Origin of the sequence: Mycolicibacterium sp. MU0053, from assembly GCF_963378095.1 — a bacterium.
GTDB classification, from domain to species: Bacteria; Actinomycetota; Actinomycetes; order Mycobacteriales; family Mycobacteriaceae; genus Mycobacterium; species Mycobacterium burgundiense.
The window spans coordinates 992875-1011098 of record NZ_OY726397.1; the positions used below are offsets into that span (position 1 = coordinate 992875).

Annotated in this window: 15 protein-coding genes, 1 tRNA gene, 2 pseudogenes and 1 other annotated feature; of the genes and pseudogenes, 14 read left to right on the forward strand and 4 right to left on the reverse strand. The window is 63.8% G+C overall.

Annotated features, from left to right (window positions below):
* Positions 1 to 30: 30 nt before the first annotated feature.
* Positions 31 to 228, reverse strand: a complete 198-nt coding sequence (locus RCP80_RS04645) for a helix-turn-helix transcriptional regulator (RefSeq protein WP_013471006.1) — start codon at positions 226 to 228, stop codon at positions 31 to 33.
* 195 nt (positions 229 to 423) lie between these two features.
* On the opposite strand from RCP80_RS04645, the gene RCP80_RS04650 reads away from it, so the two are divergent.
* From RCP80_RS04650 to RCP80_RS04690, 9 genes and pseudogenes are all read left to right on the forward strand, one after another.
* Positions 424 to 1635, forward strand: coding sequence for a tyrosine-type recombinase/integrase (locus tag RCP80_RS04650; protein WP_064927108.1), 1212 nt, complete (start codon positions 424 to 426; stop codon positions 1633 to 1635).
* Between the two features lie 20 nt (positions 1636 to 1655).
* Positions 1656 to 1729: transfer RNA gene (locus tag RCP80_RS04655), tRNA-Leu, on the forward strand.
* Positions 1730 to 1879: 150 nt separating this feature from the next.
* A complete protein-coding gene (locus RCP80_RS04660) occupies positions 1880 to 2524 on the forward strand; it encodes a TetR/AcrR family transcriptional regulator (protein ID WP_308481219.1) in 645 nt (214 codons plus the stop codon).
* 144 nt (positions 2525 to 2668) lie between these two features.
* Positions 2669 to 4294: a flavin-containing monooxygenase gene (locus RCP80_RS04665; RefSeq protein ID WP_308481220.1), complete on the forward strand. Its 1626-nt coding sequence runs from the start codon at positions 2669 to 2671 to the stop codon at positions 4292 to 4294.
* Positions 4295 to 4326: 32 nt separating this feature from the next.
* A complete protein-coding gene (locus RCP80_RS04670; RefSeq protein WP_308481221.1) occupies positions 4327 to 4704 on the forward strand; it encodes a nuclear transport factor 2 family protein in 378 nt (125 codons plus the stop codon).
* Positions 4704 to 6251 carry an AMP-binding protein gene (locus RCP80_RS04675; RefSeq protein ID WP_308481222.1) on the forward strand — a complete coding sequence of 516 codons (1548 nt, stop codon included), beginning with the start codon at positions 4704 to 4706 and terminating at the stop codon, positions 6249 to 6251. The genes RCP80_RS04670 and RCP80_RS04675 overlap by 1 nt, the downstream gene beginning before the upstream one ends.
* Before the next feature lie 127 nt (positions 6252 to 6378).
* Complete coding sequence (locus RCP80_RS04680; RefSeq protein WP_308481223.1) at positions 6379 to 7335, forward strand: SDR family NAD(P)-dependent oxidoreductase; 957 nt, start codon at positions 6379 to 6381, stop codon at positions 7333 to 7335.
* A gap of 380 nt (positions 7336 to 7715) precedes the next feature.
* A pseudogene (locus RCP80_RS04685) lies at positions 7716 to 7823 on the forward strand (TetR family transcriptional regulator); the annotation flags it as partial.
* A 141-nt stretch (positions 7824 to 7964) separates the two neighbouring features.
* Positions 7965 to 8369: a DUF2628 domain-containing protein gene (locus tag RCP80_RS04690; protein WP_308481224.1), complete on the forward strand. Its 405-nt coding sequence runs from the start codon at positions 7965 to 7967 to the stop codon at positions 8367 to 8369.
* Between the two features lie 91 nt (positions 8370 to 8460).
* Here the strand turns inward: RCP80_RS04690 and RCP80_RS04695 are convergent, their stop codons facing one another.
* The 3 genes from RCP80_RS04695 to RCP80_RS04705 form a co-directional block, all read right to left on the reverse strand.
* Complete coding sequence (locus RCP80_RS04695) at positions 8461 to 9798, reverse strand: hypothetical protein (RefSeq protein ID WP_308481225.1); 1338 nt, start codon at positions 9796 to 9798, stop codon at positions 8461 to 8463.
* A 258-nt stretch (positions 9799 to 10056) separates the two neighbouring features.
* Positions 10057 to 10644 (reverse strand): hypothetical protein, encoded by a 588-nt coding sequence (locus RCP80_RS04700; RefSeq protein ID WP_308481226.1) that lies wholly within the window; start codon positions 10642 to 10644, stop codon positions 10057 to 10059.
* A gap of 39 nt (positions 10645 to 10683) precedes the next feature.
* Positions 10684 to 11945 (reverse strand): IS3 family transposase gene (locus tag RCP80_RS04705; protein WP_308481227.1). Its coding sequence is split into 2 segments (ribosomal slippage): positions 10684 to 11642 and positions 11642 to 11945, totalling 1263 coding nucleotides; the frame shifts between segments, so codons are not numbered across the junction.
* Positions 11515 to 11646, reverse strand: a sequence feature (AL1L pseudoknot). It overlaps the preceding gene by 132 nt.
* A gap of 49 nt (positions 11946 to 11994) precedes the next feature.
* On the opposite strand from RCP80_RS04705, the pseudogene RCP80_RS26050 reads away from it, so the two are divergent.
* The 5 genes and pseudogenes from RCP80_RS26050 to RCP80_RS04730 all read left to right on the forward strand — a co-directional run.
* Positions 11995 to 12327, forward strand: a pseudogene (locus RCP80_RS26050) (helix-turn-helix domain-containing protein); the annotation flags it as partial.
* A gap of 690 nt (positions 12328 to 13017) precedes the next feature.
* The gene (locus RCP80_RS04715) at positions 13018 to 14967 is read left to right on the forward strand and encodes a hypothetical protein (protein ID WP_308481228.1); all 1950 of its coding nucleotides are present in this window, start codon (positions 13018 to 13020) and stop codon (positions 14965 to 14967) included.
* Between the two features lie 163 nt (positions 14968 to 15130).
* Positions 15131 to 15991 (forward strand): formate/nitrite transporter family protein, encoded by an 861-nt coding sequence (locus RCP80_RS04720; RefSeq protein ID WP_308481229.1) that lies wholly within the window; start codon positions 15131 to 15133, stop codon positions 15989 to 15991.
* Complete coding sequence (gene cynS / locus RCP80_RS04725) at positions 15988 to 16437, forward strand: cyanase (protein ID WP_308481230.1); 450 nt, start codon at positions 15988 to 15990, stop codon at positions 16435 to 16437. The genes RCP80_RS04720 and cynS overlap by 4 nt, the downstream gene beginning before the upstream one ends.
* Positions 16438 to 16562: 125 nt before the next feature.
* Positions 16563 to 18215, forward strand: a complete 1653-nt coding sequence (locus RCP80_RS04730) for an acyl-CoA synthetase (RefSeq protein WP_308481231.1) — start codon at positions 16563 to 16565, stop codon at positions 18213 to 18215.
* Positions 18216 to 18224 lie beyond the last annotated feature (9 nt).

Consider the following 18224-nt stretch of genomic DNA (forward strand, 5'->3'; position numbering starts at 1 on the left):
AGACCCCGAGGTCTTTCTCATACGTCGGCGTCACGCGGCGTCGCCGCCTCCGCGCCGGGTTGTGCTCTCCCGCTGGGAGATCCATCGCAGAACCTCATCGCGTCGATAAACGACCCGGCGGCCCAAGGTGAAGCTCGCTGGACCGATGTCCGAATGACGCCAGTACCTCAGCGTCCCAACCGGGACACCGGTCAGGTCCGAGACTTCCTTGGCTCCTAGCAATTCCATCAGATTCCTCCTGAATTACGGTTGGTTTGGCTGAGCCAACAGTGACTGCGGCTATGGCGCCGTGTCCACCACCACAGCCACATTGACCGAAAAGTATTTCCGGTCATGCTGCTTCGGATTGAGTTGGCCGAAGGTCGAAGAACGATGGATCGCAAAGCGGACGGATGACGCGGATTACTGCGGTATGTTCGATTCGTGATCACCCGGAACGAACGGGCGGGAATTGATGACCGCTGGCACAAGCGCGTCAAGGAATTAGACGGCACCATGCGCACGGAGCGGTCTGCGGTATACGGCAAGGTTTCGCGGTGGCGTGTCAGGTGGGTCGACAGCACGGGCGCTGAGCGCACCAAGAGTTTTCAGCGCAAGCCGGATGCGCAGGCATACCTCAACGGACTGACCGCTGATCTTCAGCGCGGTGAATACGTTGATCCGCGAAAGAGCGCGGAGACGTTCGGGTCGGTCGCCGAGCAGTGGTTCGCCACCAAACAGCACCGGAAGCCGAAAACGGTCGCAGGCTATCGCTCGTTGCTCGACACCGTAGTCTTGCCGAAGTGGGAAGGTGTTCCGCTGAAAAGGCTTGACTACGAGGCCTATTCAACGTGGTTGGGGTCGCTGTCGGTCGATGGTGGGCAACGCGGAGCCGGTCTATCGGCAAGTCGAATCACCCAAGCGCATCAGCTGGTAGGTGCTGTCCTCAAGTACGCCCAAAGGACTGGCAAGGTGGCGAAGAACGTCGCGTTCGAGATCAAGCGGGACGAGGACCTTCCCGAGCAAGCCGAGCGCGAGCGGCGCTACTTGACTCATGCAGAGCTGTTGATGCTCGCCAAAGCCGCTGATCGTTTCGAGACTCTGACACTGGTCCTGGGCTACTGCGGGCTGAGGTTCGGCGAAGCGGTCGCGTTGCGGCGCCGGCATGTGGGGGATCGGGTACTCACGGTGCGCTCGTCCGCAACCGCAGTCACCGGTAAGGGCATCGTGGAGTCGACGACCAAGACGAAGCGGGATCGCCACGTGCCAGTGCCTGAACCTGTCTGGAAGAAACTAAAGACTGAGTTGCCCGCCGACCCGAACGCGCTGGTGTTTCCCAGTCGGAAGGGCGGGTTCCTACCACTCGGTGAGTACCGCTGGGCATTCGACAACGCGTGCGAAGACGTCGGTATCGACGGGCTGGTACCCCACGGCCTGAGGCACACCACGGCGTCGCTGGCGATCAGCGCAGGCGCTAACGTCAAGGTCGTGCAGAGACTCCTGGGGCACGCAACCGCCGCGATGACGCTCGACCGTTACGGCCACCTGCTCAACGACGATTTGAGCGGTGTGGCAGATGCGCTGGGCAAGGCCATCGATAGCACTGCGGTATCACTGCGGTATTCAGGACGTCAGAATGAGGCTGAAACGGCCTGAACTATGTTCTGAACTGCGACGCCCCCATAGCCCAATTGGCAGAGGCAGCGGACTTAAAATCCGCCAAGTCTGGGTTCGAGTCCCAGTGGGGGCACCGGAGAGCGTCGCTGACTTCTACGCGTTCGTCGCGGATTAGCCCAACCGCGCGTCCCCCGAGTCTCGGTACCGTACCCGCGACCCCGACGCAGTGGTCACCGTCCTGGCCGGCTACGGCTAACGGCACCATGCGATACCGTGGCCCACCATGCCGAAGCCCCTTCCAACGCGTTCGCGACATACCGGTGGGCCATCGCGAGGTGAGGTCCGACGTGAACTTCTCCTCCAAACGCTGGAGGACCTACTTCGCACGCACGCGTTCGCGACTATCGAGATTGCTGACATCACCCGTGCTGCCGGCGTCGCGCGGTCGAGTTTCTACTTCTATTTCCCCTCCAAAGCCGCGGCGGTCGGCGCAATGCTGGGCGACGTTTTCAGCGAGGTCACTACCATCATCGAGACTTGGACAGGGCTCGGCGAAACCCTTGCTGAGCGTCGAAGCCAGCTCTTTGACAGCTTCGAGCAGATCGTGGCGATCTGGCGGGAGCACGCTCACCTGATGGCAGCGATGTTCGACGCGGCTTCTACCGATGACGAGGTCCGGGGCATGTTCGACGACCACATCGAACGGTTCGCGACCGACTCGGCCACCCGCATCCAGCGTGAATGGGAAGTGCGCCTGGCCCCGTCGGGACCCGCACCCGAAGCGCTTGCCCGGGTTCTGGTCGGAATGAACGTCAGGGCGCTCGAGCGGGACATGCGTCAGATCGCGAGTGAGGAATCCGCCGGCGACGACGGCCTTGCCTACGTTCTCGCCTATGTATGGGATCAAATCCTCTTCGGCGCCAACTGATTACCAACCCCCTCGCCGCCGTTCGTCCCGACCGGAGGCTGGAACGAACGCGCGTCAAGTATTCCCAACGCGCGTAGACACCTCTTGACGCGCGTCGATAAATGGCATAGCGTGTGACCCACCGCACGCGAGATAGGAAACGCAATGACCCGGGCAGAATCCAAGCCGTCTGAACAGTCCCATTTCGACGTTCTCGTCATCGGTGCCGGCTTCGCCGGGCTACGGATGCTCATCGAGATGCGCGCAAAGGGACTGAGCGCGCATCTACTCGAAGCGGGTTCCGATGTCGGTGGGACTTGGTACTGGAACCGATACCCGGGGGCCAGGACTGACACCGAGAGCTGGGCATACTGCTACAGCTTCGATCCGCAACTCCTTCAGGAATGGGATTGGCGCGACCGCTATCCCTCACAACAGGAGGTTCAGGCCTACCTCTCGTACGTGACCGACAGGTATGGCTTGCGCGGAAGTATCGAACTCAACTCCAAAGTGGCGGCCATTGTGCATGATTCGACCGGAAACCGGTGGGACGTCACGACCGACGACGGTCGCGCTTACCGAGCCAAGTTCGTCGTCGCTGCCACCGGTGGGATAGCAGCCGGCTACCGTCCGGATCTCCTGGGGTTCGAGGACTTCAAGGGTCAGTGGTTCATGTCGTCCGCCTGGCCCAAGGAGCCGGTGGACTTCACCGGCAAGCGGGTGGGCATTATCGGCACCGGATCGACCGGCGTGCAGCTCATTCCACAGATCGCGCACACCGCCGAGCACCTCACAGTTTTCCAGCGGACGCCCAACTTCGTGATTCCGGGACGGAACATGCCCCTCGAAGAGGAGCAGCAGAAAGCCATCAAGCAGAACTACGAGAGGGTCTGGGAGCTCGCCCACAGCCAGGTGTTCGGATTCCCGATGCGCCAGGCCGGGCGCAACGCCAACGACGTCACGGCCGAGGAACGCGACCGGATCTTCGAACAGGGTTGGGAAAAGGGCGGATTCAGGTTCATCTTCGAGACCTTCGACGATCTCTTCGTCGACGAGCAGGCGAACGAATATGCCGCGGAGTTCGTACGGAACAAGATCCGGGCCATTGTTCACGACCCCGACGTCGCTGAAATGCTCTGTCCGACGAACCATCCGATCGGCACCAAACGCCCGCCGATCGGTAGCCAGTACTACGAAACGTACAACCGCGACAACGTGACGCTTGTCGACATCAGCGTTGATCCGGTCGACCGGGTCACCGAGTCCGGCGTCAACACCACCAACGGCGTCTTCGACCTCGACATCCTGGTCTTCGCCACGGGTTTCAAGGTGGGAACAGGCTCGCTGGAGCGGATCGACGTTCGCGGTGAAGGTGGACTCAAACTCAACGACGTGTGGGCGGAGGGTCCGCAAACCCTCATGGGCGTCGGCGTCACCGGCTTCCCCAACTTCTTCCTCGTGGGCGGACCACATTCCACGATCGGCAATGCACCGCCAGTCGCCGAGCGCGTCACGACGTGGGTCGGTGAGGTCATCGACTACATGGACCAGACCGGCGTCAGCATCATCGAGCCGACCCAGGAAGCAATGGACCAGTGGGGGCACCTGCTGCAGGCCATCGTCGACACCACGCTGCTGGAGAAGGGCAAGGCAGCCGGGTCGTGGTTCTTCGGCGCCAACACACCCGATGGGCCCAACCGAATCGTGCTGTACGCCGCCGGCGTGCCGGGTTACTTCGTCGAACTCGAACAGTCCGCTAAGGCCGGCTATCCCGGCTTCAAATTCCAATAGAACCCCAACGACTTTCGACAAGGGAGCACGCCATGACCGACTTCGTGAAGATCTCGGACGAGTTTTTCGACGCATACAACAGCGGCGACATCGACGCGGTGGAACGAGCGCTGTCGCCCACACTGGACTTCGCGCACAACAACCGGGGATTCGCGACACAGAACCGCGCTGAGTTGATCGCTGTGCTACGTCAATTCGTCGAATCGATCATGCCGGACCGCAACTTCGCCACCCCGTCCCGCGTCACCGCCCTGGGCAACGTCGTGATCAGGGAAGCCCGCTGGACCGGTAATCCCAAGCAGGACATCCCGGGATTCGGCGCCGCCGGCGAATTCCTTGATCTCCAGTTGTGCAGCGTCCTCCGATTCGACGACGACGGGATCATCGTGGAGTGGAAAGACTACGGTTGATGATTCCCGCCCTGTCGACCACGCCGCGGACGCCGCTGGACTGGGTTTCTCAGCTCGAAAGGCATGCGAACACCAAGCCTGACGAGGTGGCGATAACCTATGTCGGCTCGGAATCTCTCACGTGGCTCGAGTTGCGCGAACGGGTCAGCCGGTTGGCCGCCTCGCTGAGAGGGCTCGGCGTCTCCCGCGGCGGCCGAGTCGGGATGGTTCAATCGAACGAACCCGGTTACCTCGAGTCCCTGCTGGCGATCCACCGTCTCGGCGCCATCGCTGTTCCGATCAATTTTCGGCTCTCTGCCAGCGAGATCGCCTACATTCTGTCGGACTGCTCGGCGACGGTGGCGCTCACGGACGCTACGTTGCACGCAAAGACCCAAGAAGCAGCGGCCACCGCCTCGGTCACCGTGGGGGTCGAAGATGTGCGGAAGCTTCTAGCCGATGCGCGAACCGAGGACACGATCGACCACGGGGGCGCGCCCGAACCCGCGTCCGCCGACGAGGCAGTGCTGATCGTCTATACGTCCGGGACGACAGGAAAGCCCAAGGGGGCCGTGCTTTCCCGGGAGAACATGATCGCTCAGACGATCTCCTACCTACAGGTGTTCTCCTCGACCAGAGACGGTGACGTCTCGCTCATCAGCACCCCGCTGTTTCATATCGCTGCACTCGGCGCAGTGCTTCCGAACCTGGTCGTCGGCCACACCACCATAGTGCTGCCCAGCGGTGCGTTTGATGCCGAGACCTTTCTCGACACTGTCGAACAACACGGTGTGACATCGGCATTCCTGGTGCCCACCCAATGGCAGGACGTGTGCGCAAGCCCGACGCTGCCGCAACGCAACCTGCCGCTGCGCGCTATCGCCTGGGCCGCGGCCCCAGCGTCACTCAGCTTGCTGCGGCGCATGATTCAGTCATTTCCGGGCGTCGACATCGTCTCCACCTTCGGCCAAACGGAGATGTCCCCGAATACCACTGTCCTTCGCGGCGAAGACGCGACGCGGAAAATCGGGTCAGTGGGTAAGGCCCTACCCTTGGTAGATCTGCGCATCGTCGACACCGAGATGCGCGACGTCCCCACTGGCGAGGTCGGCGAGATCGTCTACCGGGGGCCCAACGCGATGCTGGGCTACTGGAATCGGCCGAAAGAAACCGCCGAAGCCTTCGCCGGCGGGTGGTTTCACTCCGGGGATCTGGTGCGACGCGACGAAGAGGGCTTCATCTACGTCGTCGACCGGCTGAAAGACATGATCATCTCTGGCGGGGAGAATATCTACAGCGCTGAGATCGAAACGGTCATCGCCGAAGACCCCCGCGTCGAGGCGGTCGCCGTGATCGGCGAGCCGCATGCTCGTTGGGGAGAAGTTCCCCTGGCGATCGTCACCGCCGGCGACGGCAGCAACCCGCCGGTGGCCGAGAAAATACTGGAGCTGTGCCGGGAACGGCTCGCCCGATACAAATGTCCAGCGCGGGTTCTCATCGTGGACGAACTACCGAGAAATGCGACGGGGAAGATTCTGAAGAATGTTCTGCGAGAGAGCATTCCGTGAGCGCCACCTCGACGCCAAGCACCGATAAGTTCTGACTGATTTCGGGCGCTCCGTCGGCGCCTTGCGGCTGCACTATCGGGAGGCGCTCGCTGCTCGCCACCCGTAACAACGATCCCGAGGAGACGATATGCCGCAGAACGAAGAGCTCAGGTTTGACGGAGAGGTTGTCATAGTAACCGGCGCGGGCCGTGGGTTAGGGCGGCAGTATGCGCTGCTGTTCGCCGAACGTGGAGCAAGCGTGGTGGTCAATGATGCTGGCTTCACCCCGGATGGAGGCCCCGGTGATGACGACGTTGCTGGCGCGGTCGTTGCGGAGATCCGTGAACGAGGCGGTCGGGCGCTGGCGGACACCACCGACGTATCGATCGACGGCGGAGCCGAGTCGATCGTTCAGGCGGCGATGGACGCTTTCGGCACGGTCTCAGCGGTGGTGAACAACGCGGGGGTGATCACCTACGCGTCGTTCGACGAGCTGACTTTGGCTCAGTGGCAGCGAATGGACGAAGTGACAATGGGCGGCGCATTCCGCATGTCGAAGGCGGTGTGGCCCGTCTTCAAGAGGAACGCTTGCGGACGTATCGTCAACACCACATCGGCCGCCGGCTTCGCCGGCAGCGATTTCCTCGCCCACTACGGTGCCGCGAAACTGGGCGTCGCAGGGCTGACCAAGTGCTTGGCCATCGAAGGTGCGAACAGCGGTATCAAAGTCAACGCCATCGCTCCGATGGCCGTCACCCGGATGAACAGTGAACAATTCTTCGGAGGAGCGCAAACCCCCGGCGATGACTGGCAAGACGACATTCGAAAGGGTGTTGTTCCCATCGGGCCGCCATCCATCGTGGCCCCAACCGTTGTCTGGCTGGCACACCGGAGTACCGAAGTCTCCGGTGATGTCTTCAGCACTACCTCCGGCAGAGTCGCGCGGGTCGGATTCGTGATCGGTTCCGGATATTTCAATCCCATCCACCGGCCAGAAGACCTGAGAGACAACGTTGAGCAGATCCGAGACCTTTCAACGTTCATCGACCCGGTAACACTCAACGATGAAGGCCCCGTGATCGCGAAGTTGTTCAGTGCCGATTGAGTTGGATGTGGGGCAGCTACTCTTTTCGTGAGGTCAGGTCATACGACTCGAAGACGTGCTGAGGCGGCGAGTGTGCTCGTCACTTGGGCACCGCGCCTCGTGCGTGTGCTGCGCTGCCTGAGGCGCCGAGAATCGGGGGGGCGGATCCGCACTGCTCTCGCCGCCAGACAGCAGGGTGAACGCTTCGTAACCGTCCTCGGGCCCCGGGCTATTCCTCGAGTTTTCGGCCAGCCCTAGAGCCGACGATGGCCCGAAGCCACCCGCCTAACAGCACAATGGCGGCTCAGCACCGAGGATTGCTGCCAAATAGTGGCAGCAATCCTCGGCGTTGGCGGCATCCTTCGTCCCGGGACAGGTCCTGCGCGGCAGACCAACTTCCAGCTGAACCGCTGCTCATCGCCAGCGCAATGCGGGCGGTCGATGGATTCATCGACCAGGTTGCAGAACACACCCGAGGACTCACCGATCCGGTTACCGCAGTCGTCGAGTGAGTGTCCTTCGGAGCTGGAAGTCTGACCGGCGATCTGATTTCGAGAGATCCGCAAGTCCCATTTCAAGCCTTGACGCGCTGTCCACAGCCTGCGAAATTGGTGCCGGGGCCACCGCCGGTGATCAGTATTGTCACACCCATGCCGAATGCACCGGATTCCACCGAGTTTTCGACTGCCTGGCAGCAGCGGTTTGCCTTCTACCGGCAGTACGGCCCGATCGGTTCCACCCAGGCGGCTAAGGACGCCTATCGCACGCTGCCGCTCGGTACAAAGCTGTGCCTCGGGTTCAATATCTGGGCGTTTCTGTTCGTTCCGTTCTACTTCCTGGCTAAAGGCATGTGGCGCAAGGCATTGACGTTGCTGGGCGTATCGGTGGCGCTGGGAGTGATGTCGGTGCTGCTGGGGTTGCCGGACAGTTGGGACCGCGCACTTGCCGCCGGTTATGCCGGTGCCATTGCGACGGTGGCGAACTGGGCCTATTACCTCCACGTGGTCGAGGGCAGCCAGTCCTGGAATCCGCTCGAGGGACTTCGGCGCAAGTGACCTGTATGGGTTCAGTCGACGCACGCAACCAACAGGTCAACTGAGTCGCGCGGTGTCCGCGTGGACCGCCTCAAAGTATCTTCGCGGACCTTTACATTAGCTGCGCCCACTGCGTCACGACCTGAACGTATTCGCCGTAGTGCGTGATGTCGGACCACTCCGCGTTGTCTCCGAACGGCAACTGCTGCTCGGCGTCATCGCTGATCGTGGTGTACCAGTTGCCTTCATGCGTCTCGTCGTCGCTGATGTTGATCGCCGCCAGATAGCGGCGGTTGATGGTGAACCGCACGACGGCAAGGTGCTGACGTACGCGCGGATCATCGTGCGGATCGACCGGAGCCCACGCGGAAGCGATGTCGAACTTGGCAACCTTGGGCGCCAGGTCGTGCCAGAGCATAACTTCGTTGATCGAGCCCCAATCGCCGGTCGCCGTCGTCTCCCATCGGTCGCCGCGACGGACGGCCACGTAGTTGTAGTGGCGCCCCTTCACGAATCGCACCAGGGAGCCATCGGGTGGCTCCGCCGGTATCGGCGCCGACACGGGTCGTACAAGGGGAAGAGGGCGGAGACGCCCGCGCATGGCGGAAAGGTCGTAGCGATCTAGGTCCGACACCTCCGGCAGGAGCGGAGGCACCGTTACCGGGGCGCCGTCCAAGACAGTAGGGGTTGCCTCGTTGGCCTTCACGGCATCGATGCGAACCTCGGCGGCGACGGCGGAGCCGGTGATGTCGCCCCAGGACGCGGCGACAAGTCCCCTGTCCTGCAGGCGTCTGATCATCGGCAGGAACCGCTGACTCATCGACGGGGTGAGCTGTCCAACGCGCCTATCGTCGATACGCACTTCGACGTGCGGTTTGCCTCTGACCCCGGATACCTGCTCGTGCAGCGTGACGAACAACGTTCCGTAGCCGCCTGCAGGCACGAACTTCAGCAACTCGCCGAAGTGTTCGTCCTCCTTGGTCACCTGCACGATTGAGGACCTCGGCAGCATGGTGAACGGGACCGCTGGCGGGTCGTTCAGCGGCAGCGCTTCTCTGGGCTTGCCAAGAGCGATGCGCATCCAGGCCCGGAACTCCGGTCCGTCCCAGCCGTCGTACTCGTAGGCACCGATGCGACTGCTAGTGGTCGGGACGAACCCCGACGCAATGACGCGCCGAATGACCCCGGCCCAGGCGGGAGCATCCTCGGCGTCGAGGTATCCGACCGTCCGTCCATCAGCTCGCACGGAAATCCCCCACGGGCTTCTCAGCCCTTCTGGCTCTGGGATCAGCTCGACGTCTGGCGAGACCTCTTGATTCCCTCCGGGCCACTCCGGCGGGAACAGACTGCGAATCGCCGGTAAGAACTCATTGTCGACGGTCACCTCGTAGTCGCACCACGAACGTCCCTGCGTCCACAGCCGGTACGCCTGCACCACTTCGCCCACCATCCCCCTGTCCGACACTCGGCCTGTAGCTAGTAGACCGCGTCCCCATCCTGCGGTTCAGGCGATTCTGCATTATCGCCGGCGCCCACGAGCACGTCGCGCGGGCCCAGAACTCGGCAGGATAGGGGCGGGGCATGGCTGTCAGCCTTTCGTACAGGCTGTCAGTTAGTCACCAAATCTGGAACCCAAACGGTAAGCCAGGTCATCAAGGAGTCAGCCAAATTGGGGGCAGTCCCAAAACACTCACGCATGACGGCCGTTCTAGGTCGCTCCGACTTTCCGTTTGAGCTTCTCGCCGCACTGCTCACAGACAAAGGACTGCTGCGCGACGGGAACGTCCTGAGAGTGTTGGCATTTGAAACACTTCACCCGCGCCAGCTCGTCGTTGTCCGAGATTCCCGCAGGCAGCGATTCTCGGCTCTGTTCTAGGGCCTTCGATCCCGTGGCGCGTTCGACCCGTTTGTCGTCGCGCCGGAATAGGTAGATGCCGATCACTTCGCCGGTCACAACCACGTGTTGACCGGACGCCAGGAATTTGTCGCGGCTGTTCTGCCCGGTCTGGATGTAGACCCAGTCGGCATGCACAAGGCGCCAGCCGGTCTCCTCGATCTGACCGAGCAGGTCGGTTCGGGTCAGCTTTTGGCGGATCGTTCCCTTGGTGGCGGAATTGAACGCAGCATTGGTGAAGCCTGTGATCGATGAGTGAGGTATCTCAATCTGCAAGAACTCATCTCCTCGCGCGAACCCTTGGGCGGCTTTCCCTTGTGGTGATGCCCTGTATGCGGCTTCAGCCTGTCTTGCGGCGTCGGCTGCGCGCTCTTCGTCGGTCTTCGTGCTGAACAGCGCCATATCCAAATTGAATCGCCCTGGATTTGCTGGAGGCTCGAGCTATTGGATTCCGACCAGGGCTTGGTCGGTCCGTGATGCATCGTAGAACGCGGCTTCGAACTCCGTCGGAGGTAGGTCGTCGAGGTAGCTGTGGAGTCGGCTCGTGTTGTGCCAGTACACCCAGCTGAGGGTGGCAAGCTCGACATCCTCGACGGTCTTCCACGGCCCGGTGCGGGCCGGTCCGTAGATCAACTCGGCCTTGTAGTAGCCGTTCACCGTCTCCGCGAGGGCGTTATCGAAGCTATCGCCAACGGTTCCGATTGAGGGCACCGCGCCGATCTCTGCCAGACGCTCTCCATAGCGAATGGACGTGAACTGAGACCCGGCATCGGAGTGACATACCAAGTGTGGCAGCGTGTTTCCGCGTGACCACCGCGCCATTTCGATTGCATCGAGCACCGTCGAAGTGCGCATATGCGAGGCTACTCGCCAGCCCACGATCATCCGTGAGTAGGCATCGACGATGAAGCACACATACGCGACCCCGGCCCAGGTCGGCACGAACGTCAGATCGGTCACCCAGAGCTGATTCGGGGCGATCGCGGTGAACTTGCGCTTGACCAGATCCGGATGCCGGGCCGCCGTCGGATCAGGTTTGGTGGTGCGGATACGTTTGCCGCGCCGGACTCCTTCGATGCCTGCGGCCCGCATCAGCCGGGCCACCTGATCGCGGCCGACGTCGTGACCAGCACGCCGGGCGGTTTTCCAGAGTTTGTGGGCGCCGTAGACGCAGTAGTTGTCCTTCCAGAGTTGATGCAGCGCCGGCCCCAGGACCGCATCGCGCTGCGCTCGCGCCGACAGGGGGCGGGTTTTGACGTCGTAATAGGTGCTCGGGGCCACCTGCAGACCTGCGCTACGCAGGACGGTGCAGATGGGCTCGACCCCGAACTCGCCCCGTTGGGCGTCGATGAAATCGACTATTTCTTGTGTTGGCGGTCGAGCTCCGCCCCGAAGAAACTCGCCGCTCGTTTCAGGATCTCGTTGGCACGCTTGAGTTCTCGAATCTCCTGCTCGAGATCCTTGACCCGCTGAGACTCGGAGGTAGATACCCCAGGTGCATGTCCGTCGTCGATGTCGGCCTGACGCACCCAAGATCGCACCGACTCGATGCCGTACCCGAGCTGGCGAGCGACCCGCGCCACCGTGCCCTGCTCGGTCCCCAACTCTTCTCGCAGCGTGCGGACCATCCGCACCGCGGCAGCCTTCTCCTCAGCACTGTAACGGCGTGTCGTGGGCTTCCCAGGCGACTGTTCTTTCGGCATACCTGCATCCTCGTTTCCAAGGTCAGGAGCCTCCAGCATTTCCAGGGCGATTCACTACCGCAACGGCGTCGAGTTTGGGTTCGTCCCGCCGCTGGATCCGCTAGCGATCCGCCGGATCAGCACGCGGTACCTGTTCCAGGACGAACGCATTGAGATCGCCGATCTGCGTCGCTGTGGGCTGAGCATGCGCGCGATCGCCGATCGCCGATCGCCGATCGCCGATCGGCTCGGTCGAGCGCCGTCGACGATTTCACGGGAACTGCGGCGAAACACGCCAGTCGGCCGCACATATCAGCCCTTCGAGGCCCATCGGCGCGCTACACACCGATGGCCCGATGGATATAGCGGTGCTCAGTGTCATGGCCGCCTCCGCCCAACTCGAACGGGACTGACAGGGACACCATGATTGAGCGGATGGACCGCTACGACAATGACGGGCACCTCGTATTGCCCCCCTGGGGCCGCAACTTTGTCGTTACGCCAGGTGGTGAGTGAGCGGCGGCGGCGCACTATGGGTGAGCGTGGTGCTCTTCCCGACCCGATTATGGGCATCCGGTACGGGCAACAATGCAGCTGCGGCCAGTACTGCGATTGCCCCACAAGCGACGGTCCGTCAAAGCACTACTACATACCGAGCGAGCCGAAGCCGAGGCCAGAGCCGACACCGCGTAGTTTGTGGAACCGGATCGTCACTTGGTTCTCGTAGCATCTACGCGGACAGTCGCTGGAAGTAGGGATTAGTCGGCGCAACCTCAGAGGTCCTGCGCAACCGACGGTCCGTTGGGCAAGGCGATGCTCACAACCATGCCGCGTTCGCCTAACTTGAAACGCGACACGATGATCGAGCGCACCCGCGCCGGTGCTGTTGTGGCAGCAGCTAACGGACGCAAGGGTGACGGTGCCCGCATTCGCCGCGATAGCAACCGCTTTGTTCACACCGATCCGGACCGCTTGACGGGATCTGCTCCGCCGAGCCCGGGGTATCAAGGTCAATCTCCTCGATTCCGGCCCGTTGGGCCCGTCCGGCCCGTTACCGTGCTCATCGGTCGAGGAACCATCACAGGGGCGGGGTATGACGCGAGTAGCAGCGTGGGTTGGGGCCGGAGTTTTCACCGCGGGGATGTCGGCGGCAGTGCTCGCCGGGGCCGGGGCCGCACACGCCGAGGACGACGGCGCCACCAAACAGGACGCCAAACCCGCGACCGCACAGGACCGGTCCAGCCCCGGCACGCCCCGCAACTCTGTGAAACAGGCTGCCAAATCCAAGGTTTCGGATACGAAGACCACCCAGACGGCCGACACCAAGACCCGAGCCGAAACCAGACAGTCGCGATTCGAGCGCAGCGACCGACCGTTGCGCGACGCTGCCGACTCGCTGCGCACCCAGGTGCGCGGTGCCCTGAAGGACTCCACGATCCGCATCCGGGAGACGGCGCGCGAGATGCGCGAAGACGCAACCGAACCCCGGGAATCGGCCTTGGGCGCGTCCTCGTCGTCGCGCGCATCCACCGAGGACACCGACGCCGTGCAGATCCGGGTCCGCCCGCCGATCAGCATCCGGTCGGCTCTGGACCAGTCCCGCACCCGGGTGGCTGCGCCGGCGCAGCAGGCCCAGCCGACCGCCGCGGCACCGGAACGCAAGGTCCTGGAAACGCTGCGCGCGCAGCCGGACTCGGCCACCACCGTCGAGAAGCTCGCCGCGGCTGCCCCGGCCCGCAACGATCCCGTCGAGGCCGTCCACGACCTGTTGCGCGGTCTGGGGGCACTCGCGCTCAACCCCGAGCCGCAGAACTACCCCAAACCGCTGTCGGTGCTCGGCGACGTTGTCTTCGACACCGTTGCCGCGCTCGAACGCATTGTCGGCGGGGACCCCGTGGTGCCACGCCAATTGCGCGACTCCGTCGAGGTCAGCACCTCCACGCTGGTGGTCTCGCCTGGCCATGAAGTCGAATCCAATTGGTATCTTCCCAAAACCGGTGAGGGACAGCCCGCACCGACCAGGCTGATCTACTTGCAGCACGGGTTTCTGGCCAACGGCCCGCTCTACAGTTACACCGCCTCGTATCTGGCCACCCAGACCAACAGCATCGTCGTCACCACCACCTACACCTCCAACCCGTTCGAGGCCGACGGGATGTGGCTCGGTGGCGACAATCTGCATGAGGCCGTGGCGCAGCTGTTCCTCGACCCGAACCGCACCGCGCTCAACGCCAGCCTGGACAACGCCGAACTGAAAGCCGGCCGCGCCGGTGAAATCGAGGTGCCGCAGCAGTTCGTCCTGGTCGGGCACTCGCTGGGCGGTGGTTTCGGTCCCGGTGTCGCCGGCTACTACGCCGAGGGCCTGTTACGGCGCCGCGATGAGGACCCGGCCGCACCCAACGATCTTGCCGGCGTTGTCATTTACGACGCGGTGCCCATGGGTTCGATCATCCCCGACGCCATGGAGCGCCTCGACGCGCTGGAGACCAACGGCACCGCCGATCCGGCTGACGACGACCCCAACGACTACATCCCGATCTACGAGATCGGCGCCCCGCTGAACTACCTCAACGTGTTCAGCGACGTCAACGATCAGCTGACGCAGGCCCGGCCCGGCCAGTTCACCGGCGTCGTGCTCGAGGACGGCGTACACATGGACCCCATGCAGGGCGGTAACCCGCTGATCCAGGCGGTCGCCTATCTCATCGCCGGGTTCCCGCAGCCGCAGAACCCACTGGCCGTGCGCGAGTTGTCGTCGGGCTGGATCAACGACATGTTCGACGAGAACATCGACCCGGCCACCGGGGCGTGCCTGCCAGGTGCCGACTGCGCCGGCTACTACGGCGACGGCGGAGACTCCTTCCTGATCAGCACCGTAGAGGGAGACGCCGTCGCGGTGCTGATCGGTACGCGGCGGGCCACCGATCTCACCTCGCTGCGGGCGATCAGCGTGACCGACTTCATCTCTGCCATCCCCGCCAACGTCCTCAACGGTCTGGAGACCACCTGCGACCTGTTCTCCGGAGGCCAGTGCCCGGTGTAGCCCGCCGTTGAACCTCATAGGCCGAGCCTCGCCCCGGATCTCACACCCCACACCCCGGCGCTGTGCACAGTCTGCAACGCGGACGCATAACCGAAGTCGCCTACCGGAAATCGTGGTGCGAAACGGTGGACCCTGAACCGTCCATCGAGCAGAGGTTGCACCGATGTCCTATGTCAGCCCGACCGACTTCGTCGGCAAGATGATCGACTCCGGCGAGTCCAAGGCCCACATGTCCACCCGCGACATCCTGATCCGGGCCTACATGGCCGGCGCGATCCTGGCGATCGCCGCGGCCTTCGCCGTCACCATCACCGTGCAGACCGGCAGTGCGCTGCTGGGCGCGGTGCTGTTCCCGGTCGGCTTCTGCCTGCTCTACCTGCTTGGCTTCGACCTGCTCACCGGGGTGTTCACGCTGGTGCCCCTCGCGCTGCTGGACAAGCGTCGCGGCGTGACCGTGCGCACGGTGCTGCGCAACTGGGGCTGGGTGTTTCTCGGCAACCTCGCCGGCGCGCTCACCGTCGCGTTCATGATGGCGATCGTCTTCACCTACGGGTTCAGCATCGATCCCAACGAGGTGGGGCAACGCCTCGGCGAGATCGGGCACAGCCGCACCGTCGGATACGCCGAGCACGGCGCCGCAGGCATGCTCACCCTGTTCATCCGCGGCGTGCTGTGCAACTGGATGGTTTCCACCGGGGTGGTCGCGGCGATGATGTCCACCAGCGTGTCGGGCAAAGTCCTCGGGATGTGGATGCCCGTCATGCTGTTCTTCTACATGGGCTTCGAGCACTCGGTGGTCAACATGTTCCTGTTCCCGTCGGGCCTGATGCTCGGCGGCGACTTCTCGATCGCCGACTACCTGATCTGGAACGAAATCCCCACGGTGTTAGGCAATCTCGTGGGCGGCGTGGCCTTCGTCGGGCTTACACTGTTCGCGACCCATGCGCGCACGGCGGCGCCCAGGTTCGGGCTGCCCGTCGTGGCGCCAGCCGAGCCCGTCGAACCGAAGAAGGTCAGCGCATGACACCCATCATGGACAAAGCCGAGGCCGCCGCCCTGGTCGTCGCCGCCCGCATCCGCAAGAAACTCCGTTGGGCCGACATCGCCGCCGAACTGGACGCCCCGCCGGCCTGGTGCGTCGCGGCGCTGCTGGGCCAGCACCCGCTCTCCGCCGAGCAGGCCGAGCGGGTCTGCACATTGCTCGATCTGGACGACGCGGTGCGCGAGAGCCTGCAAGTGCAGCCGGCGCGCGGAATCGACCCGGCGCTGCAGTCCGACCCCACCATCTACCGCTTCCACGAAGCGCTGGCGGTCTACGGGCCCGCGATCAAGGAGCTCATCCACGAGGAGTTCGGCGACGGCATCATGAGCGCCATCAACTTCAAACTCGATGTGAGTCGTCGCCCGGACCCCGACGGTGACCGGGTGGTGGTCACCTTCGACGGGAAGTTCCTCGACTACCGCTGGTAACCGGATCGGGCCTACGTGCGTCCCGCGCGACGATGCGGCAATCACGTAACTGTCCGCGGTCCGTTATGGGAGGATCAGCGAAAGCGTCTCGCCTAGTCACCGCAGACGGCGCCGGAGGGGACCCAATGATCAACGGACCGAGCGGTTTTCGGCAGCAGCTGCAGCATATCTCGGAGGCGGGGCGGGCCGCGAAGCGACTCGTCGGCACCGGCATCCTGGATCTGAGAGATCTGCCCGGCACCGTGCGGGGGGCCAAGCTTGTTCGGGTCTACGGACCACAAGCGACGATGGCCATCCAGGGCGGCCGCAGGTTCCCCGCCCTGCCGGCGATCGTCGACGAGCGCGGGACGCTGACGTACGGACAGGTCGACGAGCAGTCCTGGGCGTTGGCGCATGCCCTGTCCTCGCTCGGTGTCGTCGAGGGCTCGGTGGTCGGCGTGCTGTGCCGCGATCACCGGGGCCTGGTCATCGCGATGGCCGGGTGCGGCAAGCTCGGCGCCCGGATGGTGCTGATGAACACCGGGTTCGCCAAGCCGCAGTTCGCGCAGGTCTGCGAACGGGAGAAGGTGACGGTGGTACTGCACGACAGCGAGTTCGTGGGCCTGCTCGACGCGCTGCCCCCGGACCTCCCCCGCGTGTTGACCTGGGTGGACGACGGCACCGAGTTGCCCGCGGGCGCGCACACCCTCGACGAACTCGTCGCCTCGAACTCCACCGCGCCGCTGTCGCCGCCGAGTCGCGCCGGCGGCTCGGTCATCTTGACCAGCGGGACCACCGGCATGCCGAAAGGCGCGCCACGCGACACCGTGTCACCGCTGGCGACGGCACAGATCGTCGACCGAATTCCGTTCCCCCGCAAGGGAACCATGGTCATTGTCTCGCCGATCTTCCACAGCACGGGATGGGCCACCTACACCGTGGGCGCCGCGTTGGGCAACAAGATCGTGACCGCCCGCCGGTTCAACGCCGAAGGCACCCTGAAGCTGATCGCCGACCACCAAGCCGAAATGCTGGTGGCGGTCCCGACGATGCTGCACCGCATGGTCGAACTCGACGCCGAGACCCGCGCCAAGTACGACACCTCGTCGCTGCGGGTGATCCTGATCGCCGGCGCGGCGCTGAGTCCTGACCTGTGCGCCCGGGTCCAGGACACCTTCGGTGACGTGCTCTACAACATGTACGGCTCCACCGAGTGCGCCATCGCCACCGTGGCCCAGCCGGCCGAGTTGCGCGCCGCGCCCGGCACCGCCGGGCGGGCCCCGATCACCTGTGAAGTGGTGCTCTACGACGACAACGACCGGCGCGTCGAGGGCGCGCACCGTCGGGGCCGGATCTTCATCCGCAACGGTGCCCCGTTTCAGGGGTACACCGACGGCCGCACGAAACAGATCATCGATGGCTACATGTCCAGCGGCGACATGGGCCACTTCGACGAGAACGGACTGCTGTTCGTCGACGGCCGCGACGACGACATGATTGTCTCCGGCGGCGAGAACGTGTTCCCGCAGGAGGTGGAGAACCTGCTCGAGGACCGCGCCGACATCGCCGAGGTGGCCGTGGTCGGCGTCGACGACGTCGAGTTCGGAAAGCGGTTGCGGGCCTTCGTCGTTGCCGAGCCCGGCGCCGCACCGGACGCCACGCAGATCAAGCAGTACGTGAAGGACAACCTGGCCCGGCACAAGGTGCCCCGCGACGTGGTGTTCATCGACGAGTTGCCCCGCAACGCCACCGGCAAGCTGCTGCGCCGGGTTCTCGTCGAGATGGACGTCGACGGCTGACCGCCAGGT

What these genes read in the sequence shown, in the direction of transcription:
- RCP80_RS04645 (WP_013471006.1), bottom strand. Translation starts at nt 228, where the DNA reads ATGGAATTGCTAGGAGCCAAGGAAGTCTCGGACCTGACCGGTGTCCCG.
- RCP80_RS04660 (WP_308481219.1), top strand. Translation starts at nt 1,880, where the DNA reads ATGCCGAAGCCCCTTCCAACGCGTTCGCGACATACCGGTGGGCCATCG.
- RCP80_RS04665 (WP_308481220.1), top strand. Translation starts at nt 2,669, where the DNA reads ATGACCCGGGCAGAATCCAAGCCGTCTGAACAGTCCCATTTCGACGTT.
- RCP80_RS04670 (WP_308481221.1), top strand. Translation starts at nt 4,327, where the DNA reads ATGACCGACTTCGTGAAGATCTCGGACGAGTTTTTCGACGCATACAAC.
- RCP80_RS04675 (WP_308481222.1), top strand. Translation starts at nt 4,704, where the DNA reads ATGATTCCCGCCCTGTCGACCACGCCGCGGACGCCGCTGGACTGGGTT.
- RCP80_RS04680 (WP_308481223.1), top strand. Translation starts at nt 6,379, where the DNA reads ATGCCGCAGAACGAAGAGCTCAGGTTTGACGGAGAGGTTGTCATAGTA.
- RCP80_RS04690 (WP_308481224.1), top strand. Translation starts at nt 7,965, where the DNA reads ATGCCGAATGCACCGGATTCCACCGAGTTTTCGACTGCCTGGCAGCAG.
- RCP80_RS04695 (WP_308481225.1), bottom strand. Translation starts at nt 9,798, where the DNA reads ATGGTGGGCGAAGTGGTGCAGGCGTACCGGCTGTGGACGCAGGGACGT.
- RCP80_RS04700 (WP_308481226.1), bottom strand. Translation starts at nt 10,644, where the DNA reads ATGGCGCTGTTCAGCACGAAGACCGACGAAGAGCGCGCAGCCGACGCC.
- RCP80_RS04715 (WP_308481228.1), top strand. Translation starts at nt 13,018, where the DNA reads ATGACGCGAGTAGCAGCGTGGGTTGGGGCCGGAGTTTTCACCGCGGGG.
- RCP80_RS04720 (WP_308481229.1), top strand. Translation starts at nt 15,131, where the DNA reads ATGTCCTATGTCAGCCCGACCGACTTCGTCGGCAAGATGATCGACTCC.
- cynS (WP_308481230.1), top strand. Translation starts at nt 15,988, where the DNA reads ATGACACCCATCATGGACAAAGCCGAGGCCGCCGCCCTGGTCGTCGCC.
- RCP80_RS04730 (WP_308481231.1), top strand. Translation starts at nt 16,563, where the DNA reads ATGATCAACGGACCGAGCGGTTTTCGGCAGCAGCTGCAGCATATCTCG.